This window comes from Actinomycetospora sp. NBRC 106378, assembly GCF_030269685.1.
GTDB lineage: Bacteria > Actinomycetota > Actinomycetes > Mycobacteriales > Pseudonocardiaceae > Actinomycetospora.
The window spans coordinates 1-14,313 of record NZ_BSTT01000018.1 but is presented as its reverse complement, the minus strand read 5'-3'; the positions used below and the strand labels follow the sequence as shown (position 1 = coordinate 14,313).

The 14,313-nt window shown below is 72.3% G+C and carries 14 protein-coding genes; 3 read left to right on the top strand and 11 right to left on the bottom strand.

Translation table 11 applies throughout. The annotated features are described in order from the left end of the window. Window positions 1-49: 49 nt before the first annotated feature. Genes QSK00_RS26890 through QSK00_RS26880 form a run of 3 tightly spaced genes read right to left on the bottom strand, consistent with a single transcriptional unit; the run spans window position 50 to window position 3,476 of the window. Window positions 50-805: a succinate dehydrogenase/fumarate reductase iron-sulfur subunit gene (locus tag QSK00_RS26890; protein ID WP_285595955.1), complete on the bottom strand. Its 756-nt coding sequence runs from the start codon at window positions 803-805 to the stop codon at window positions 50-52. Continuing rightward, a complete protein-coding gene (locus tag QSK00_RS26885) occupies window positions 802-2,784 on the bottom strand; it encodes a fumarate reductase/succinate dehydrogenase flavoprotein subunit (RefSeq protein ID WP_285595953.1) in 1,983 nt (660 codons plus the stop codon). Before QSK00_RS26885 ends, QSK00_RS26890 begins: the two co-directional genes overlap by 4 nt. Window positions 2,785-2,786: 2 nt before the next feature. Beyond that, window positions 2,787-3,476 carry a succinate dehydrogenase cytochrome b subunit gene (locus tag QSK00_RS26880; protein ID WP_285595952.1) on the bottom strand — a complete coding sequence of 230 codons (690 nt, stop codon included), beginning with the start codon at window positions 3,474-3,476 and terminating at the stop codon, window positions 2,787-2,789. 77 nt (window positions 3,477-3,553) lie between these two features. Here QSK00_RS26880 and QSK00_RS26875 point away from each other — a divergent pair, with 77 nt between their 5' ends. Further along, window positions 3,554-4,525 (top strand): LysR family transcriptional regulator, encoded by a 972-nt coding sequence (locus QSK00_RS26875; RefSeq protein ID WP_285595950.1) that lies wholly within the window; start codon window positions 3,554-3,556, stop codon window positions 4,523-4,525. Here the strand turns inward: QSK00_RS26875 and QSK00_RS26870 are convergent. Beyond that, a complete protein-coding gene (locus QSK00_RS26870; RefSeq protein WP_285596125.1) occupies window positions 4,522-5,841 on the bottom strand; it encodes a winged helix-turn-helix domain-containing protein in 1,320 nt (439 codons plus the stop codon). The genes QSK00_RS26875 and QSK00_RS26870 overlap by 4 nt on opposite strands. A gap of 107 nt (window positions 5,842-5,948) precedes the next feature. Between QSK00_RS26870 and QSK00_RS26865 the strand changes: the two genes are divergently transcribed. Then, window positions 5,949-6,215, top strand: a complete 267-nt coding sequence (locus tag QSK00_RS26865) for a DUF8836 family protein (RefSeq protein ID WP_285595948.1) — start codon at window positions 5,949-5,951, stop codon at window positions 6,213-6,215. 4 nt (window positions 6,216-6,219) lie between these two features. Here the strand turns inward: QSK00_RS26865 and QSK00_RS26860 are convergent, their stop codons facing one another. Then, window positions 6,220-6,711: a beta-class carbonic anhydrase gene (locus QSK00_RS26860; RefSeq protein ID WP_285595946.1), complete on the bottom strand. Its 492-nt coding sequence runs from the start codon at window positions 6,709-6,711 to the stop codon at window positions 6,220-6,222. A 99-nt stretch (window positions 6,712-6,810) separates the two neighbouring features. On the opposite strand from QSK00_RS26860, the gene QSK00_RS26855 reads away from it, so the two are divergent. After that, window positions 6,811-7,395, top strand: a complete 585-nt coding sequence (locus QSK00_RS26855) for a GNAT family N-acetyltransferase (RefSeq protein WP_285595944.1) — start codon at window positions 6,811-6,813, stop codon at window positions 7,393-7,395. A 77-nt stretch (window positions 7,396-7,472) separates the two neighbouring features. On the opposite strand, the gene dapB is transcribed toward QSK00_RS26855, so the two are convergent. The 6 genes from dapB to QSK00_RS26825 form a co-directional block, all read right to left on the bottom strand. Beyond that, a complete protein-coding gene (gene dapB / locus QSK00_RS26850) occupies window positions 7,473-8,222 on the bottom strand; it encodes a 4-hydroxy-tetrahydrodipicolinate reductase (RefSeq protein WP_285595942.1) in 750 nt (249 codons plus the stop codon). Then, window positions 8,219-9,511, bottom strand: coding sequence for a M16 family metallopeptidase (locus QSK00_RS26845; RefSeq protein WP_285595940.1), 1,293 nt, complete (start codon window positions 9,509-9,511; stop codon window positions 8,219-8,221). Before QSK00_RS26845 ends, dapB begins: the two co-directional genes overlap by 4 nt. A 95-nt stretch (window positions 9,512-9,606) precedes the next feature. Next, a complete protein-coding gene (locus QSK00_RS26840; RefSeq protein ID WP_285595939.1) occupies window positions 9,607-11,919 on the bottom strand; it encodes a polyribonucleotide nucleotidyltransferase in 2,313 nt (770 codons plus the stop codon). 213 nt (window positions 11,920-12,132) lie between these two features. Beyond that, window positions 12,133-12,402, bottom strand: coding sequence for a 30S ribosomal protein S15 (gene rpsO, locus QSK00_RS26835; RefSeq protein ID WP_285595937.1), 270 nt, complete (start codon window positions 12,400-12,402; stop codon window positions 12,133-12,135). 149 nt (window positions 12,403-12,551) lie between these two features. Then, window positions 12,552-13,076 carry a 2'-5' RNA ligase family protein gene (locus QSK00_RS26830; RefSeq protein ID WP_285595935.1) on the bottom strand — a complete coding sequence of 175 codons (525 nt, stop codon included), beginning with the start codon at window positions 13,074-13,076 and terminating at the stop codon, window positions 12,552-12,554. Further along, the gene (locus QSK00_RS26825; RefSeq protein ID WP_285595933.1) at window positions 13,076-14,017 is read right to left on the bottom strand and encodes a bifunctional riboflavin kinase/FAD synthetase; all 942 of its coding nucleotides are present in this window, start codon (window positions 14,015-14,017) and stop codon (window positions 13,076-13,078) included. The genes QSK00_RS26830 and QSK00_RS26825 overlap by 1 nt, the downstream gene beginning before the upstream one ends. Window positions 14,018-14,313 lie beyond the last annotated feature (296 nt).

Sequence of the window (14,313 nt, the reverse complement as noted above, 5' to 3'; positions counted from 1 at the left end):
TCGCAGCATCGATGTGCGCGAGAGTGCCGTTCGTTCACAGCGGGTCGAGCTAGTCCGCGCGCGCCCCCGCGAGGGTGGCACCGAGGACGTCGTGGTTCAGCCGCGAGATCGAGGCCAGCGGAATGCCCTTCGGGCAGACCTCCGCGCAGGCGCCGACGTTGGTGCAACCACCGAAGTCGAGCTCGTCCTGCTTGGCCAGCATCGAGATCGCGCGGGTCTGGCGCTCGGGCTGCCCCTGCGGGAGCAGGCCGAGGTGCGTGACCTTCGCCGAGGTGAACAGCATCGAGCTGCCGTTCGGGCACGCCGCGACGCAGGCGCCGCAGCCGATGCAGGTCGCGGCGTCGAACGCGTCGTCCGCCGAGACCTTGTCGACCGGGGTCGCGTGCGCCTCGGGCGCCGAGCCGGTGTTGACGCTGACGTAGCCGCCGGCCTGGATGATCTGGTCGAAGGCCGACCGGTCGGTCACCAGGTCCTTGATCACCGGGAACGCCCGGGCCCGCCACGGCTCGACGTCGATCGTGTCGCCGTCCTTGAAGTGCCGCATGTGCAGCTGGCACGTCGTGGTGTTCTTCTGCGGGCCGTGCGGGGTCCCGTTGATGACCATCGCGCACGAACCGCAGATGCCCTCGCGGCAGTCGTGGTCGAACGAGACCGGGTCCTCGCCGGCGAGGATCAGCTTCTCGTTCAGCACGTCGAGCATCTCGAGGAAGGACATGTCCTCCTCGACGTCGTCGAGCTTGTACTTCTCCATCTTGCCCTTGGCGTCGGCGTTCTTCTGACGCCAGACGCGCAGCGTGATTCTCACTTGTAGCTCCGCTGGCTCGGGTGGACGTAGGAGAACTCGAGGTCCTCCTTGTGCAGGATCGGCTTGGAGCCGGGCTTCTCGCCGCCGTACTCCCAGGCCGCGACGTACGCGAAGTTCTCGTCGTCGCGCTGCGCCTCGCCGTCCTCGGTCTGGTGCTCGACCCGGAAGTGACCGCCGCACGACTCCTCGCGGTGGAGGGCGTCGGTGCACATGAGCTCACCGAGCTCGAGGAAGTCGGCGACGCGACCGGCCTTCTCCAGCGACTGGTTGAACCCGTCGCCGGTGCCCACGATCTTGACGTCGCGCCAGAACTCCTCGCGCAGCGACGGCAGCCGGTCGAGGGCCTTCTCCAGCCCCTCTTTGCTGCGCGCCATGCCGCACTGGTCCCAGATGAGCTGGCCCAGCTCGCGGTGGAACGAGTCGACGGTGCGGTTGCCGTTCGCCGAGAGCAGCTTGTCGATGCGGCCCTTGGTGGACTCGACGGCCTCGACGACGGCGGGGTGGCTCTCGTCGATCGGGTCGAAGGGCCCGTCGGCGAGGTAGTTCGGGACCGTCGTCGGGAGCACGAAGTACCCGTCGGCGAGGCCCTGCATCAGCGCCGAGGCGCCGAGGCGGTTCGCGCCGTGGTCGGAGAAGTTGGCCTCCCCGCCCACGAACAGGCCCGGGATGGTCGAGCGCAGGTCGTAGTCGACCCACAGCCCGCCCATCGTGTAGTGGATCGCCGGGTAGATGCGCATCGGGACCTCGTACGGGTCGTCCCCGGTGATGCGCTGGTACATCTCGAAGAGGTTGCCGTACTTGGCCTCGACCGCGTGGCGGCCGAGACGCCCGATGGCGTCCTTGAAGTCGAGGTAGACGCCGAGGCCGCCCGGGCCGACACCCTGCTCGGCGTCGCACATGTTCTTCGCGGCGCGCGAGGCGATGTCGCGCGGGACCAGGTTCCCGAACGCCGGGTACTGGCGCTCGAGGTAGTAATCCCGCTCCTCCTCGGGGATGGAGTTCGGCGGACGGCTGTCGCCGCGCTCCTTCGGCACCCAGACGCGGCCGTCGTTGCGCAGCGACTCCGACATCAGGGTCAGCTTCGACTGGTAGTCGCCGGAGACCGGGATGCAGGTCGGGTGGATCTGCGTGTAGCAGGGGTTCGCGAAGAGCGCGCCCCGCTTGTGCGCCCGCCAGGCCGCCGTGACGTTCGAGCCCTTGGCGTTCGTCGACAGGTAGTAGACGTTGCCGTAGCCGCCCGTGCAGAGCACGACGACGTCGGCCAGGTGCGTCTCGATCTTCCCGGTCAGGATGCTGCGCGTGACGATCCCGCGGGCGCGACCGTCGGCGACGATCAGGTCCAGCATCTCCGTGCGCGGGTGCATCTCGACGGTGCCGGCCGCGATCTGCCGCTCGAGGGCGGAGTAGGCGCCGATGAGCAGCTGCTGCCCCGTCTGGCCGCGGGCGTAGAACGTGCGCGACACCTGCGTGCCACCGAAGGAGCGGGTGTCGAGCAGGCCCGAGTACTCGCGGGCGAACGGCACGCCCTGGGCGACGCACTGGTCGATGATGTTGACGCTGGCCTCGGCCAGGCGGTGCACGTTCGACTCGCGGGAGCGGAAGTCGCCGCCCTTGACCGTGTCGTAGAACAGCCGGTGCACCGAGTCGCCGTCGTTGCGGTAGTTCTTCGCGGCGTTGATCCCGCCCTGCGCGGCGATCGAGTGCGCGCGCCGCGGCGAGTCCTGGAAGCAGAACGACTTGACGTGGTAGCCGGCCTCGCCGAGCGTCGCGGCGGCGGCGCCGCCCGCGAGCCCCGTGCCGACGATGATCGCCGTCATCTTGCGGCGGTTGGCCGGGTTCACCAGCCGGGCGGAGAACTTGCGGTCGCTCCACCGGTCGCCGATCGGGCTGTCGGGCGCGCGGTCGTCGGCGATCGGGTCGCCGAGCAACCAGCGGCCCTCGCCCTGCACCGCTGTCGGCTCCTGCTGCAGCTCTGACATGGTCACCTCACCAGACCGAACATGACGGACACCGGGATGATCGCGAACCCGACGGCGATCACGACGCCGACGACGATCGAGAACGTCTTCAATGCGTGCTGCTTGACGGCGCTGTTGCCGCCCAACGTCTGGATGCCCGACCACAAACCATGGGAAATGTGGAAGCTCAGGGCGACCATCGCGAGGATGTAGAAGATCGCGACGATCGGCCGGTCGAAGCTCGCCACCAGGCGGCCGTAGGCGCCGCCCGCCGGGTCCGGGTTCACCGTCCCCGTCGTCAGGTCGAGGATGTGCCAGATCACGAACAGCGCGATGATCACGCCGCCCCAGCGCATGGTGCGGGCCGCGTAGCTGCCCTGGTGCCCCTTGTGCTGGTACCCGACCGGCCGCGCGCGCTTCGCCTTGTACCAGAGGCTGAAGGCCGCAACCATGTGCAGCGCGACGGACGCGAGCAGGACGACGCGGATGATCCACAGGACGCCGGAGTAGCCGAAGATCTCGGCGCCGAGCGTCCGGAGGTGTTCGGAGTACGCGTCGAACGTCTCCTGCCCGAAGAAGATCTTCAGGTTGCCGATCATGTGGGCGATCACGAACAGCAAGAAGATGACGCCCGTCACGGCCATGACGAACTTCTTGCCGACGGAGGAACCCCACGTCCTCGTCACGATGTTGCGCTGCTGGGTCAGGACCACGGCGACACGCTAAGCCCCCGAACACGCCGACTGCCAATGCATGCAAGTCGGTTCAGCGATGCACCTAAGCTATTGAGGTGACCCTCAAACAGCTCATCTACTTCCTCGCTGTGGCGGACACGGGACGGTTCGTGCAGGCAGCGGCGGAGACGCGGGTCGCGCAGCCCACGCTGAGCCGACAGGTCCAGGCCCTGGAAGATGATCTCGGTGAGACCTTGTTCACGCGGGGTAGGGACCACGTCACACTCACATCGGCGGGCGAGACCCTCCTGCCGCTCGCGCGGCGCATCGTGGCCGACGTCGAGACCGCCCGGTTGGAGATCGCCGAACTCGCCGATCTCCGCCGTGGACGCCTGCGGCTGGGGGCCACGCCGTCCCTCTGCGTGAGCGTCGTCGCCGACGTCCTCGCGGTCTTCCACGACTCCTACCCGGGCATCTCGCTGCAGATCTCCGAGGGCGGCTCGCGGGACCTCGTCGGCGACCTGGAGGACGGGCAGCTGGATCTCGCGCTGGTCATCCACCAGGCCGACGGGTTCCCGACGACCGGTCCTGCCGGGGTCCCGCTCGCGCTCACCCCGGTGCTGCGCGAGGAGCTGGTGGCGGTCTCCGCCACCGCGGGGCGGGCCCCCCTCGACGAGGTGCTCGGCGACCACGCCGGGATCGCCGAGATCGCCCGGCACCCGCTGGTGCTCAACCGGCCGGGCTACGAGCTGCGGGAGGCGGTGCTCTCCGCGTGCGCCGCGGCCGGGGTGACGCCACGGGTCGCCGTGGAGGGCGGGGAGATGGACGCCGTGCTGCGCATGGTCGAGCGCGGCCTCGGCGTGGCGATCGTGCCCAGCCTCGTGCTCACCGGCCGCACGGGGCTGCACACCACCCGGCTCGACGGCAGCGGCTGGACCCACCGCACGATCGTGCTGGCCCACCGCACCGACGTCGCCCCCACACGCGCGGCCGAGGCGTTCCGCGAGACCCTCCTCGCCGTGCTCGCCCGCACCTCGCGGACCGGTGGCCTGCCCACCGGCGTCCGCTTCATCCACCCGACCTCCTAGGGCTCACCGGGCTCGGCCGGCAGCGCCGCGAGCACCCCGCCGCGGCGCGACACGGGAGGAGCACCCCCGACGGCGTCGTCGCGCAGCAGGGCCCGGCTCAGCGCGGGCGCGAGCGGACCACCCTCGACCACGACGTCGTCCACCCCGAGCCAACCCGCCATGTCGCGCAGCGCCCCGGCCAGTTCCGCCGCCACCCGGTCCTCGTCGGCCCCGCGCTCGGCGCACTCCGGCTCGGCGAACGCGGCCGGCACCCGCAGGACGCCCGCCGCCCGGTCGGTCTTGAGGTCGACGCGCCCGACCAGCTGCCCGTCGAGCAGGAACGGGAAGACGTAGTAGCCGTGCGTGCGCTGCTCGGCCGGGGTGTAGATGCCGATCCGGTAGGTGAACCCGAAGATGCGTTCGGTGCGGGGCCGGAACCAGATCAGCGGGTCGAACGGCGCGAGCAGCGCCCGCCCGGTGACCCTCCGCGGCACCCGCGTCCCGGGCAGCCGGTAGGCAGGAGCGCCCCACCCGGCGACCTCGACCTCCTCGAGCTCCCCGGCGTCGACCAGCTCGGTGACCGCCACCCGGCTCTCCGCGGGCGGCAGCCGGTAGTGGTCGCGCAGGTCGGGCTCCGTGGCCACGCCGTGCGCCGCGGCGGCCCGGAGGGTGAGCTGCCGCATCGACTCCGCACGGTCGGGATGCTCCGCGAGCACCTCGGGCGGGATGACGTCCTCGCTGACCGCGTAGGCCCGGCGGAAGCCGCGCCGCGTCCCCGTCGTCAGGACCCCCGTCGCGAAGAGGTGCTCGCAGGCGACCTTGACGTCCGAGCGGTGCCACCAGCCGCCGTGCGCGCGGGCGCGGCGTTCCCCGCCGTCGCCGAGCACGGCCTCGACCTCCCGGGCCTCGAGCGGGCCGTGCGCGGCGACCACGTCGTGCACGGCGTCGAGGATGTCCGGCCGGTGGTCCATCGCGTTGCCGAGCCAGCGGCTGGTGCGCGCGGTGTTGTCCCGCATCCGCCAGCGAAGCAGCGGCCAGTCCTCCACCGGGACGAGGCTCGCCTCGTGGGCCCAGAACTCGACGAGCGCCCGGCGCCGCCGGTCGGCCGCCGTCTGCGGCCAGGCGAGCGCGTCGAGGGTGTCCCGGTCGTAGCTCCCCAGGCGTGCGAACACCGGCGCGTAGTGCGCCCGCACGGCGACATTCACCGAGTCGAGCTGGAGCAGCCCGAGGTGGCGGACGAGGCGCGTCAGCGCCCCGCGGTTCGGGGGGCCGGGGCGCGGCGGGGCGTCGAGCCCCTGTGCCCCCAGCACCGCCCGTCGCGCCGCAGCCGCCCCCATCCGCTCCGGTGATCGCACGCCCGCGATCCTGCCAGCCACCCCCGACAACCACCGGAATGGAGCTGCCCGCACCGGCGTTGACCAGGGAGAACGCTGAAGGAGGACCCATGATCGGAGATCGCGTCGAGATCGTCGTGGACGCCGGCGGCACGACCCGCAGCTGGGACGTGCAGGCCACCCGCGCCGGCCGTCGGGTGGAGGTCGCGCACGGGCGCGGCGTCGTCGAGGTCAGCGAGGTGACCCGCGGCGGCACGCCGGTGCGCACCGCCCGGTTCATGTCCTCGCGCGTGCTCGCCCTCGTCGAGCACCCCGCCGCGGCGGTGCGGCTCGCCGACGACGAGCCGCCCGCCCTGCCGCTGCCGCGCCCGGCGTGACGCCCTACGAGACCTCGGTGAGCGTCCCGGCGTCGACGTCGTAGACGAAGCCGCGCACCGCGTCGGTGTGCAGGAGGAAGGGACAGGAGCGGACCGCGGCCATAGAGTCGCGCAGGTCCTGCTCGGTGTCGGCGAAGGCGCCCGGCGCCCAGGACGGCTTCTGCCCGCACTCGTTCTCGAGCTCGCCGACGAACTCGTCGTCGTCGAAGGTCGCCATGCCGCACTTCGTGTGGTGGACCAGGACGACCTCGGTGGTCTTCAGCTTGCGCTGGCTGATCGTCAGCGAGCGCAGGACGTCGTCGGTGACGACCCCGCCCGCGTTGCGGATGACGTGCGCCTCGCCCGGACCGAGTCCGAGGGTGCGGTAGACGTCGAGGCGGGCGTCCATGCAGGCGACCACGGCGACGTGGCGCGACGGCGGCCCGGGCTGCCCGCCGTCGCTGAAACCCGCAGCGAACGACTCGTTGGCGGCCAGCATCTCGTCGGTGACGGACACGGTGTCTCCCTGTCTCTCGGCGGTATGCGTCATTCGTGATCATTCCGGACGGCGGGTGGGGTCGCCGTCGGGGCGTGATGCGCGTCCTAGTGTCGTGTCATGGCGATCGCGCACGTCCGCCCGGCCACCCCCGACGACGCCGCCGCCGTCACCGCGGTGCAGCGGGAGGTCTGGACGACCGCCTGGGCCGGCTTCCTGCCGACCGGGCTCACCGAGGGGTTCGACGACGAGGCCGTCACCGCCGCGTGGGAGCGCGCCGTCGACGGCCTGCTCGTGGCCACCGAGGGGGACGCGGTCGCCGGGTTCGCCCTGGCCGGGCCGGCGTCGCCCGACGACCTCGCCGACGCCGTCGGCACGGTTCCCGACGACGCCGGGTCGGTCGGCCTGGTCGCGACGCTGCTCGTCTCGCCGCGGTGGGGCCGCCGCGGCCACGGGGGGCGCCTGCTGGTCACCGCGGCCGACGCCCTGCGCGCCGCGGGCGCGACCCGGGGCGTCACCTGGGTGCCCGAGCGGGACGCGGCGTCGCGGGCGTTCTACGCGCGGGCCGGGTGGGAGCCCGACGGCACGGTGCGCACCCTCGACGCCGGCGGTCGCCCGTTGCGCGAGGTGCGGATCGGCGGCCCGCTGGACCTGGAGTTCGCCGTCCGCCCGACCGCCGAGGACCTGGGCCTGCCGCTGCTCTGAACGGCGGCACCCCCTTCTGCACGAACGGCACTCTCGCAGTGTCTACGTGCGCGAGAGTGCCGTTCGTTCAGTGGGGACTAGTCCAGGTCGAGCACCGACTCCAGCCCGATCGTCAGGCCGGGCCGGGAGACCACCGAGCGCACCGCGAGCAGCACGCCCGGCATGAAGGACGCGCGGTCGAACGAGTCGTGCCGGATCGTCAGGGTCTCGCCCTCCGAGCCGAGCAGGACCTCCTGGTGCGCGACCAGGCCGGCCATCCGCACCGCGTGCACGTGCACGCCGTCCACGGTGGCGCCCCGGGCGTGGTCGGGATCGTGGGTGGTGGCGTCCGGCCCCGGCCCGAGTCCGGCCGCCGTCCGCGCCTCACCGATCATCTGCGCGGTCCGGGTCGCCGTGCCCGACGGGGCGTCGGCCTTCTTCGGGTGGTGCAGCTCGACGATCTCGACCGAGTCGTAGAACCGCGCCGCCTGCGCCGCGAACCGCATCATCAGCACGGCGCCGATCCCGAAGTTCGGGACGACCATGAGACCCAGGCCCGACGCGCCGTCGAGACGCCCGCGCAGGTCGTCGAGGACCTCCGTCGTCATGCCGCTGGTGCCGACGACACCGTGGATGCCGTGGTCGATCAGGAAACGCACGTTGTCGGCCACCGCCGACGGGTGGGTGAAGTCGACCGCGACCTGGGCGCCGGAGTCGGCGAGCGCCGAGATCGGGTCGCCCTCGTCGACGGTCGCCACCAGCTCGAGGTCGTCCGCCTCCTCGACGACCCGGCAGACCTCGGACCCCATACGTCCCCGGGCCCCCAGCACGCCCACACGGACCGTCACGTACCCACCTCACGCACCTCGTCGGGAAGATCGTCGACGTCAGCGTAGGGCCCGACGACGGCCGCGGTGACCGGCGTGGTGAACAGCTCGGAGGCCACCGCGGCGACGTCGTCGACGGTCACGGCCTGCACCCGGGCCAGGGCCTCGCCGAGGTCGAGCGGGGCGGCGGGACCGTCGAGCTCGCGGCGGCCGAGCCAGCTCATCCGCGACGGCGTGTCCTCCAGCCCGAGGACGTACTCGCCCCGCAGCTGCCCCTGCGCGCGGATGAGCTCGGCCTCGGTGATCCCGTGCCGGGCGAGCTCGGCCAGCTGGGTGCGCAGCACGCCCGCCGCCGTCCCGAGGCGTTCGGGCGCACAGCCGACGTAGACGTTGAGCACGCCCAGGTCGGAGTAGCCGGTGGCCGCCGAGTACACCGAGTAGGCCAACCCGCGGCGTTCCCGGACCTCCTGGAACAGCCGGGAGCTCGTCCCGCCGCCGAGGACGGTCGACGCCACCAGCTGCGCCTCCCACCGCGGGTCGCCGCGCCGCAGCGACGGCACGCCCAGCATCAGGTGGGACTGCTCGGTGTCGTCCTCCCGCACGGAGAGCCGGTCCGGTGGCGCCAGCACGACGGCGGGTGCGCCCGGCCGGGCGGCCGCCGCGGCGGCCTGCCCGGTCAGGCGGTCGCCGAACGCCGCCGCGACCGCCTCGAGCACCTCGGCGTGCGACACGTTGCCCGCGACGGCCAGCACCGACCGCGACGGTACGTAGTGCGCGCCGTGGAAGCGGGCGAGGACGTCGCGGGTCATGTCGCCGACCGACTCCTCCGAGCCCACCACCGGCCCACCCAACGGATGGTCGCCCAGCAGGAGGTCGTCGAAGTCGTCGGCGAGCAGATCCTCGGGGTCGTCGTCCCGCCCCGCGATCTCGGAGAGGACGACGTCGCGCTCGAGCTCCACGTCCGCCGGGTCCATCACGCCGTTGAGCACGACGTCGCACACCACGTCGACCGCCAACGCCAGGTCCGAGTCGAGCACGTGCGCGTAGAAGCAGGTGTGCTCCTTGGAGGTGAACGCGTTGAGGTCACCGCCGACGGCGTCGATCGCCTCCGCGATCTCCCGGGCGGTGCGCCGCGGCGTCCCCTTGAACAGCAGGTGCTCGAGGAAGTGCGCGGCGCCGCGCGCGGCCGGGTCGAACCCCGGCTCGTCGCGCGACCCCACGTCCACCCAGAGGCCGACCGCGGCCGACCGGGCCCCGGCGACGTGCTCGGTGACCACCCGCAGGCCCCCGGGCAGCACCGTGCGTGCCACGCCGGGACCCGGGTGCTCGGTGGTCGCGAGCCCGCCGTCGGGACCGAGCAGACCCGACGAGTGGTCGAGCTCCGCTCGGCTCCGTCTCCCGCCGGTCAGGAGCGACCGCCGATCGCGCCGGAGGAGGCCTCCTCGGCCGGGGCCGCGCCGGCGCCCTCGGCGCCGGTGCCCTGCGGGGCGCCGTTCGACTCGGCGGCGGCATCCTCCTCCTTGACCGGGAGCAGGCTGATCTTGCCGCGGTTGTCGATGTCGGTGATCTCGACGCGGATCTTGTCGCCGACGTTGACCACGTCCTCGACCTTGCCGATCCGCTTGCCGCCACCCAGCTTCGAGATGTGGACGAGGCCGTCGCGGCCCGGCACCAGCGAGACGAACGCGCCGAAGGCGGCCGTCTTGACGACGGTGCCGAGGTAGCGCTCGCCGATCTTCGGCATCTGCGGGTTCGCGATGGCGTTGATCCGGTCGACCGCCGCCTGGGCGCTCGGCCCGTCGGCCGCGCCGACGTAGATCGTGCCGTCGTCCTCGATGGAGATGTCGGCGCCGGTCTCCTCGGTGATCGAGTTGATCATCTTGCCCTTCGGGCCGATGACCTCGCCGATCTTGTCGACCGGCACCTTCACCGTGGTGATGCGCGGGGCGAACTCGCTCATCTCGTCCGGCGTGTCGATGGCCTCGGCCATGACGTCGAGGATCGCGAGGCGGGCGCCGCGGGCCTGGGTGAGGGCCTTCGCGAGGACCTCCGAGGGGATGCCGTCGAGCTTCGTGTCGAGCTGCAGCGCCGTCACGAAGTCCTTGGTGCCGGCGACCTTGAAGTCCATGTCACCGAACGCGTCCTCGGCGCCGAGGATGTCGGTGAGGGCGACGAAGGTCTCCTGGCCGTCGACCTCGCCGGAGACGAGGCCCATGGCGATCCCCGCGACCGGGGCCTTCAGCGGCACGCCGGCGTTGAGCAGCGACATCGTCGAGGCGCAGACCGAGCCCATCGACGTCGAGCCGTTGGAGCCGAGGGCCTCGGAGACCTGCCGGATCGCGTAGGGGAACTCCTCGCGGGTCGGCAGGACCGGGACCAGCGCGCGCTCGGCGAGCGCGCCGTGGCCGATCTCGCGGCGCTTCGGCGAGCCGACGCGCCCGGTCTCGCCGGTGGAGAACGGCGGGAAGTTGTAGTGGTGCATGTAGCGCTTCGTCGTCTCCGGCGTGAGGGAGTCGATCGACTGCTCCATGCGCAGCATGTTCAGCGTGGTGACGCCCAGGATCTGGGTCTCACCGCGCTCGAACAGTGCCGAGCCGTGCGCCCGCGGGATGACCTCGACCTCGGCGGCCAGCGGCCGGATGTCGGTGACGCCGCGGCCGTCGATGCGGAAGCCCTCGGTGAGGATCTTCTTCCGGACGGTCGACTTCGTCAGCGACCGGAACGCCTCGCCGATCTCCTTCTCGCGGCCCTCGAACTTCGGGGCGAGCTCGGTGACCAGACGCTCCTTGACCGCGTCCTGGGCGGCGTCGCGCTCCTGCTTGCCCGCGATCGCGAGGGCCTTGTCCAGCTCGTCGCCGGCGGCGGAGGTGACGGCGTCGAGCACGTCGGACTGGTACGGCGGGAAGGTCGGGTAGTCCTTCGTCGTCGTCCCGAGCGAGGTGTAGAGGTTCTGCTGCGCCTCGCAGAGCGTGCGCAGGAACGGCTTCGCGGCCTCCATGCCGGCGGCCACGATCTCCTCGGTGGGCGCCTGGGCGCCCCCGGCGACGAGCGCGACGGCCTTGTCGGTGGCCTCGGCCTCGACCATGGAGATCGCGACGTCGGTGCCGTCCGAGGTGATCGAGCCCGCGATCACCATGTCGAACACGGCGTTCTCGAGCTGCTCCCACGTGGGGAACGCGACCCACTGCCCGTCGATCAGGGCGACGCGGGTGGCGCCGACCGGACCCTCGAAGGGCAGGCCGGAGATCTGGGTGGAGGCCGACGCGGCGTTGATCGCGAGGACGTCGTACGGGTCGTTCGGGTCCAGGCTCTGGACCGTGACGACGACCTGGACCTCGTTGCGCAGGTTCGCGGCGAACGTCGGGCGCAGGGGGCGGTCGATCAGACGGCAGGTGAGGATCGCGTCGGTCGACGGGCGGCCCTCGCGACGGAAGAACGATCCGGGGATGCGCCCGACGGCGTACATCCGCTCCTCGACGTCCACGGTCAGCGGGAAGAAGTCGAAGTTGTCCTTCGGCCGCTTCGACGCCGTGGTGGCCGAGAGGAGCATCGTCTCCTCGTCGAGGTACGCGACGACGGCGCCCGCGGCCTGCCGGGCCAGGCGGCCCGACTCGAAGCGGATCGTGCGGCTGCCGTAGGTGCCGTTGTCGAGGACGGCGGTGGTCTCGTGGACCCCGGTCTCGGTGTCGACGACGGCAGGGGTGGCGGAATTCGCCATGGGTGGGTTCCTCCAGAGGGAACGGTGAGGCGAGTCCCGCGCCTCCCACCTGGTGACGTGACCGGTCTTCGATCGAAGCGCCCGGACGCTCGTTCCGGGAGCCACTGTCGAGGACCGGGTCCTCCCCGGGTGGGGCGACGGCGGCGGGGCTCGTGTTCAGGTGTGGAAATGCAGATCGGGCCGCCCGCGACGTGTCGCGGGCGGCCCGGGAGATCAGCGGCGCAGGCCGAGGCGCTCGATGAGCGACCGGTAGCGCGAGATGTCCACCGAGGCCACGTACTTCAGCAGCCGGCGGCGACGGCCCACCAGCAGCAGCAGGCCGCGGCGGGAGTGGTGGTCGTGCTTGTGCATCTTCAGGTGCTCGGTGAGCTGGGTGATCCGCTTCGTCAGCAGCGCCACCTGGGCCTCGGGAGACCCCGTGTCGGTGGTGTGCACGCCGTACTCGGAGAGGATCGACTTCTTCTGCTCGGTGGTCAGGGCCACGTCGGTGGTGCTCCTCGTGTCTACGTCGTCGTACCCGGGACTCCGCCCGGTACCGTGTGTCTTCCCGACGGCGGGTGCGGCGGATGGCCGCGTTCTCCCGCGCTCTCGGTGCCCGGCCGCCACGGACCGCAGCCGGAACGAGGATGAGTCTACCGGTGACCTCCGACAGCCTCGTCGGCGCCCGTCGCGCCGACCAGCGGGAACCGTTCGAGCACCCGGTACGGCGTCCCGCTCGCCACGAGGGCGACCGCGTCCGGGCGCCATCGCGGACCGTGGTGGTCATGCAGCGCGTCGGGCACCGGGCCGCTCCCCCGCGCCACGGTCAGGTGGGCGACGTGCTCGGCGGGGTCGGTGCCGACGGCCCGGAGCAGGTCGGCCCAGGTCGACCCCCTGTCGGCGTGCTGCTCCGGATCCCTGTCGGGACGGACCCCGAGCCACAGCGCCGTCCCGAAGACGCCGGCCCCGGCGCAGTGCAGGTCGGTGGTGGCCGCGCCGTCGAGTCCCCGGCGCAGGTCGTCCGCGACCTCGTCGGGGTCGGCGTCGGGGAGGAACCGCAGGGTCACGTGTCGGCGCGCGCGTGCGACCGGTCGCCAGGCGTCGTCGAGACCCGCGACCACCCCGTCGACGGCGACGTTCACCGCCTCGTCCGGGAACACCGCGACGAACAGACGCACTAGATCCCGAGGAGCTTGCGGGTGTTCGCGACGTCGCCGTCCATGGCCGTGATGAGCTCCTCGATCGAGTCGAAGCGCTCCTGGCCCCGCACCCGGGCGACGAACTCGACGCCGACCCGCTGCCCGTAGAAGTCCTCGGTGTGGTCGAGGACGAACGCCTCCACGGTCCGGTGCTGGCCGGAGAAGGTGGGGTTGGTCCCGACCGACACCGCGGTCGGCAGCTTCTCGTCACCGCGGATGAACCAGCCGGCGTAGACGCCGTCGGCCGGGATCGCGGCGTGGGCCGTGGCGGCGACGTTCGCGGTGGGGTAGCCGAGGTCGCGACCGCGCTGGTCGCCCTTGACCACGACGCCCTCGACGCGGTGCGGGCGCCCGAGCGCGTCGGCGGCGGCCTCGACGTCGCCCGCGGCGATGCAGCTGCGGATGTAGGTCGACGAGTAGGTCACGGTCCGTCCCCGATCTCCGTCGGCGACCAGGTCCAGTCCGATCGCCTCGAACCCGAACCGCTGGCCGAGCCGCTCCAGCTCCGGGACGTCCCCGGCCGCGCGGTAGCCGTAGGTGAAGTTCTTCCCGACCACCACCGCCGACGCGTGCAGCCGGTCCACCAGCAGCTCGTGGACGAACTCGTCGGCCTCGACCCGCGCGAAGTCGGTGGTGAACGGCAGCACCCAGAACGCGTCGACACCGAGCCCCGCGACCAGGTCGGCGCGGCGCGCGAGCGTCGTGAGCTGCGCCGGGTGCGAGCCGGGGCGCAGCACCTCGCTGGGGTGCGGGTCGAAGGTGATGAGCGTGGTCGGCAGGCCCCCGAGCTCCCGGGCCCGCTCGACCGCGTGGCCGATGAGCAGTTGGTGACCGCGGTGCACCCCGTCGAACACGCCGATGGTCACTACGCAGCGACCCCAGCCCGGGGGCACGCCGTCACGGCCGCGCCAGCGTTGCACGTACCTCGGGCCTCCCCGCGCGGTGCGATGTCGTCGGATCGCGCTCAGCCTACGGGCGCGCCCCGTGGGCTTCCCGCCGACGGGGGCGGCGTCACCTGCTCCGGGGCGGGGCCGGCCCGAGCACGAGAGGCACACCAGGCAGGCCGCGCGGCCCCGGGACCTGCCCCACGTGACCCTCAGTGTCAGGGTCGGTGGTGCCGCTGTTGCGGTGGTCGGGATCCTGGTCGTCGGTGCTCTGGCTCTCCATGTGACTGCCCCTGATGGGCCAGCGCGAGCTGTGCCGGGCACCGGCGGCC

Coding starts and splice junctions, on each gene's coding strand:
- QSK00_RS26865 (WP_285595948.1), top strand. CDS start 5,949: ATGATCGGAGATCGCGTCGAGATCGTCGTGGACGCCGGCGGCACGACC.
- QSK00_RS26885 (WP_285595953.1), bottom strand. CDS start 2,784: ATGTCAGAGCTGCAGCAGGAGCCGACAGCGGTGCAGGGCGAGGGCCGC.
- QSK00_RS26870 (WP_285596125.1), bottom strand. CDS start 5,841: ATGGGGGCGGCTGCGGCGCGACGGGCGGTGCTGGGGGCACAGGGGCTC.
- QSK00_RS26840 (WP_285595939.1), bottom strand. CDS start 11,919: ATGGCGAATTCCGCCACCCCTGCCGTCGTCGACACCGAGACCGGGGTC.
- QSK00_RS26855 (WP_285595944.1), top strand. CDS start 6,811: ATGGCGATCGCGCACGTCCGCCCGGCCACCCCCGACGACGCCGCCGCC.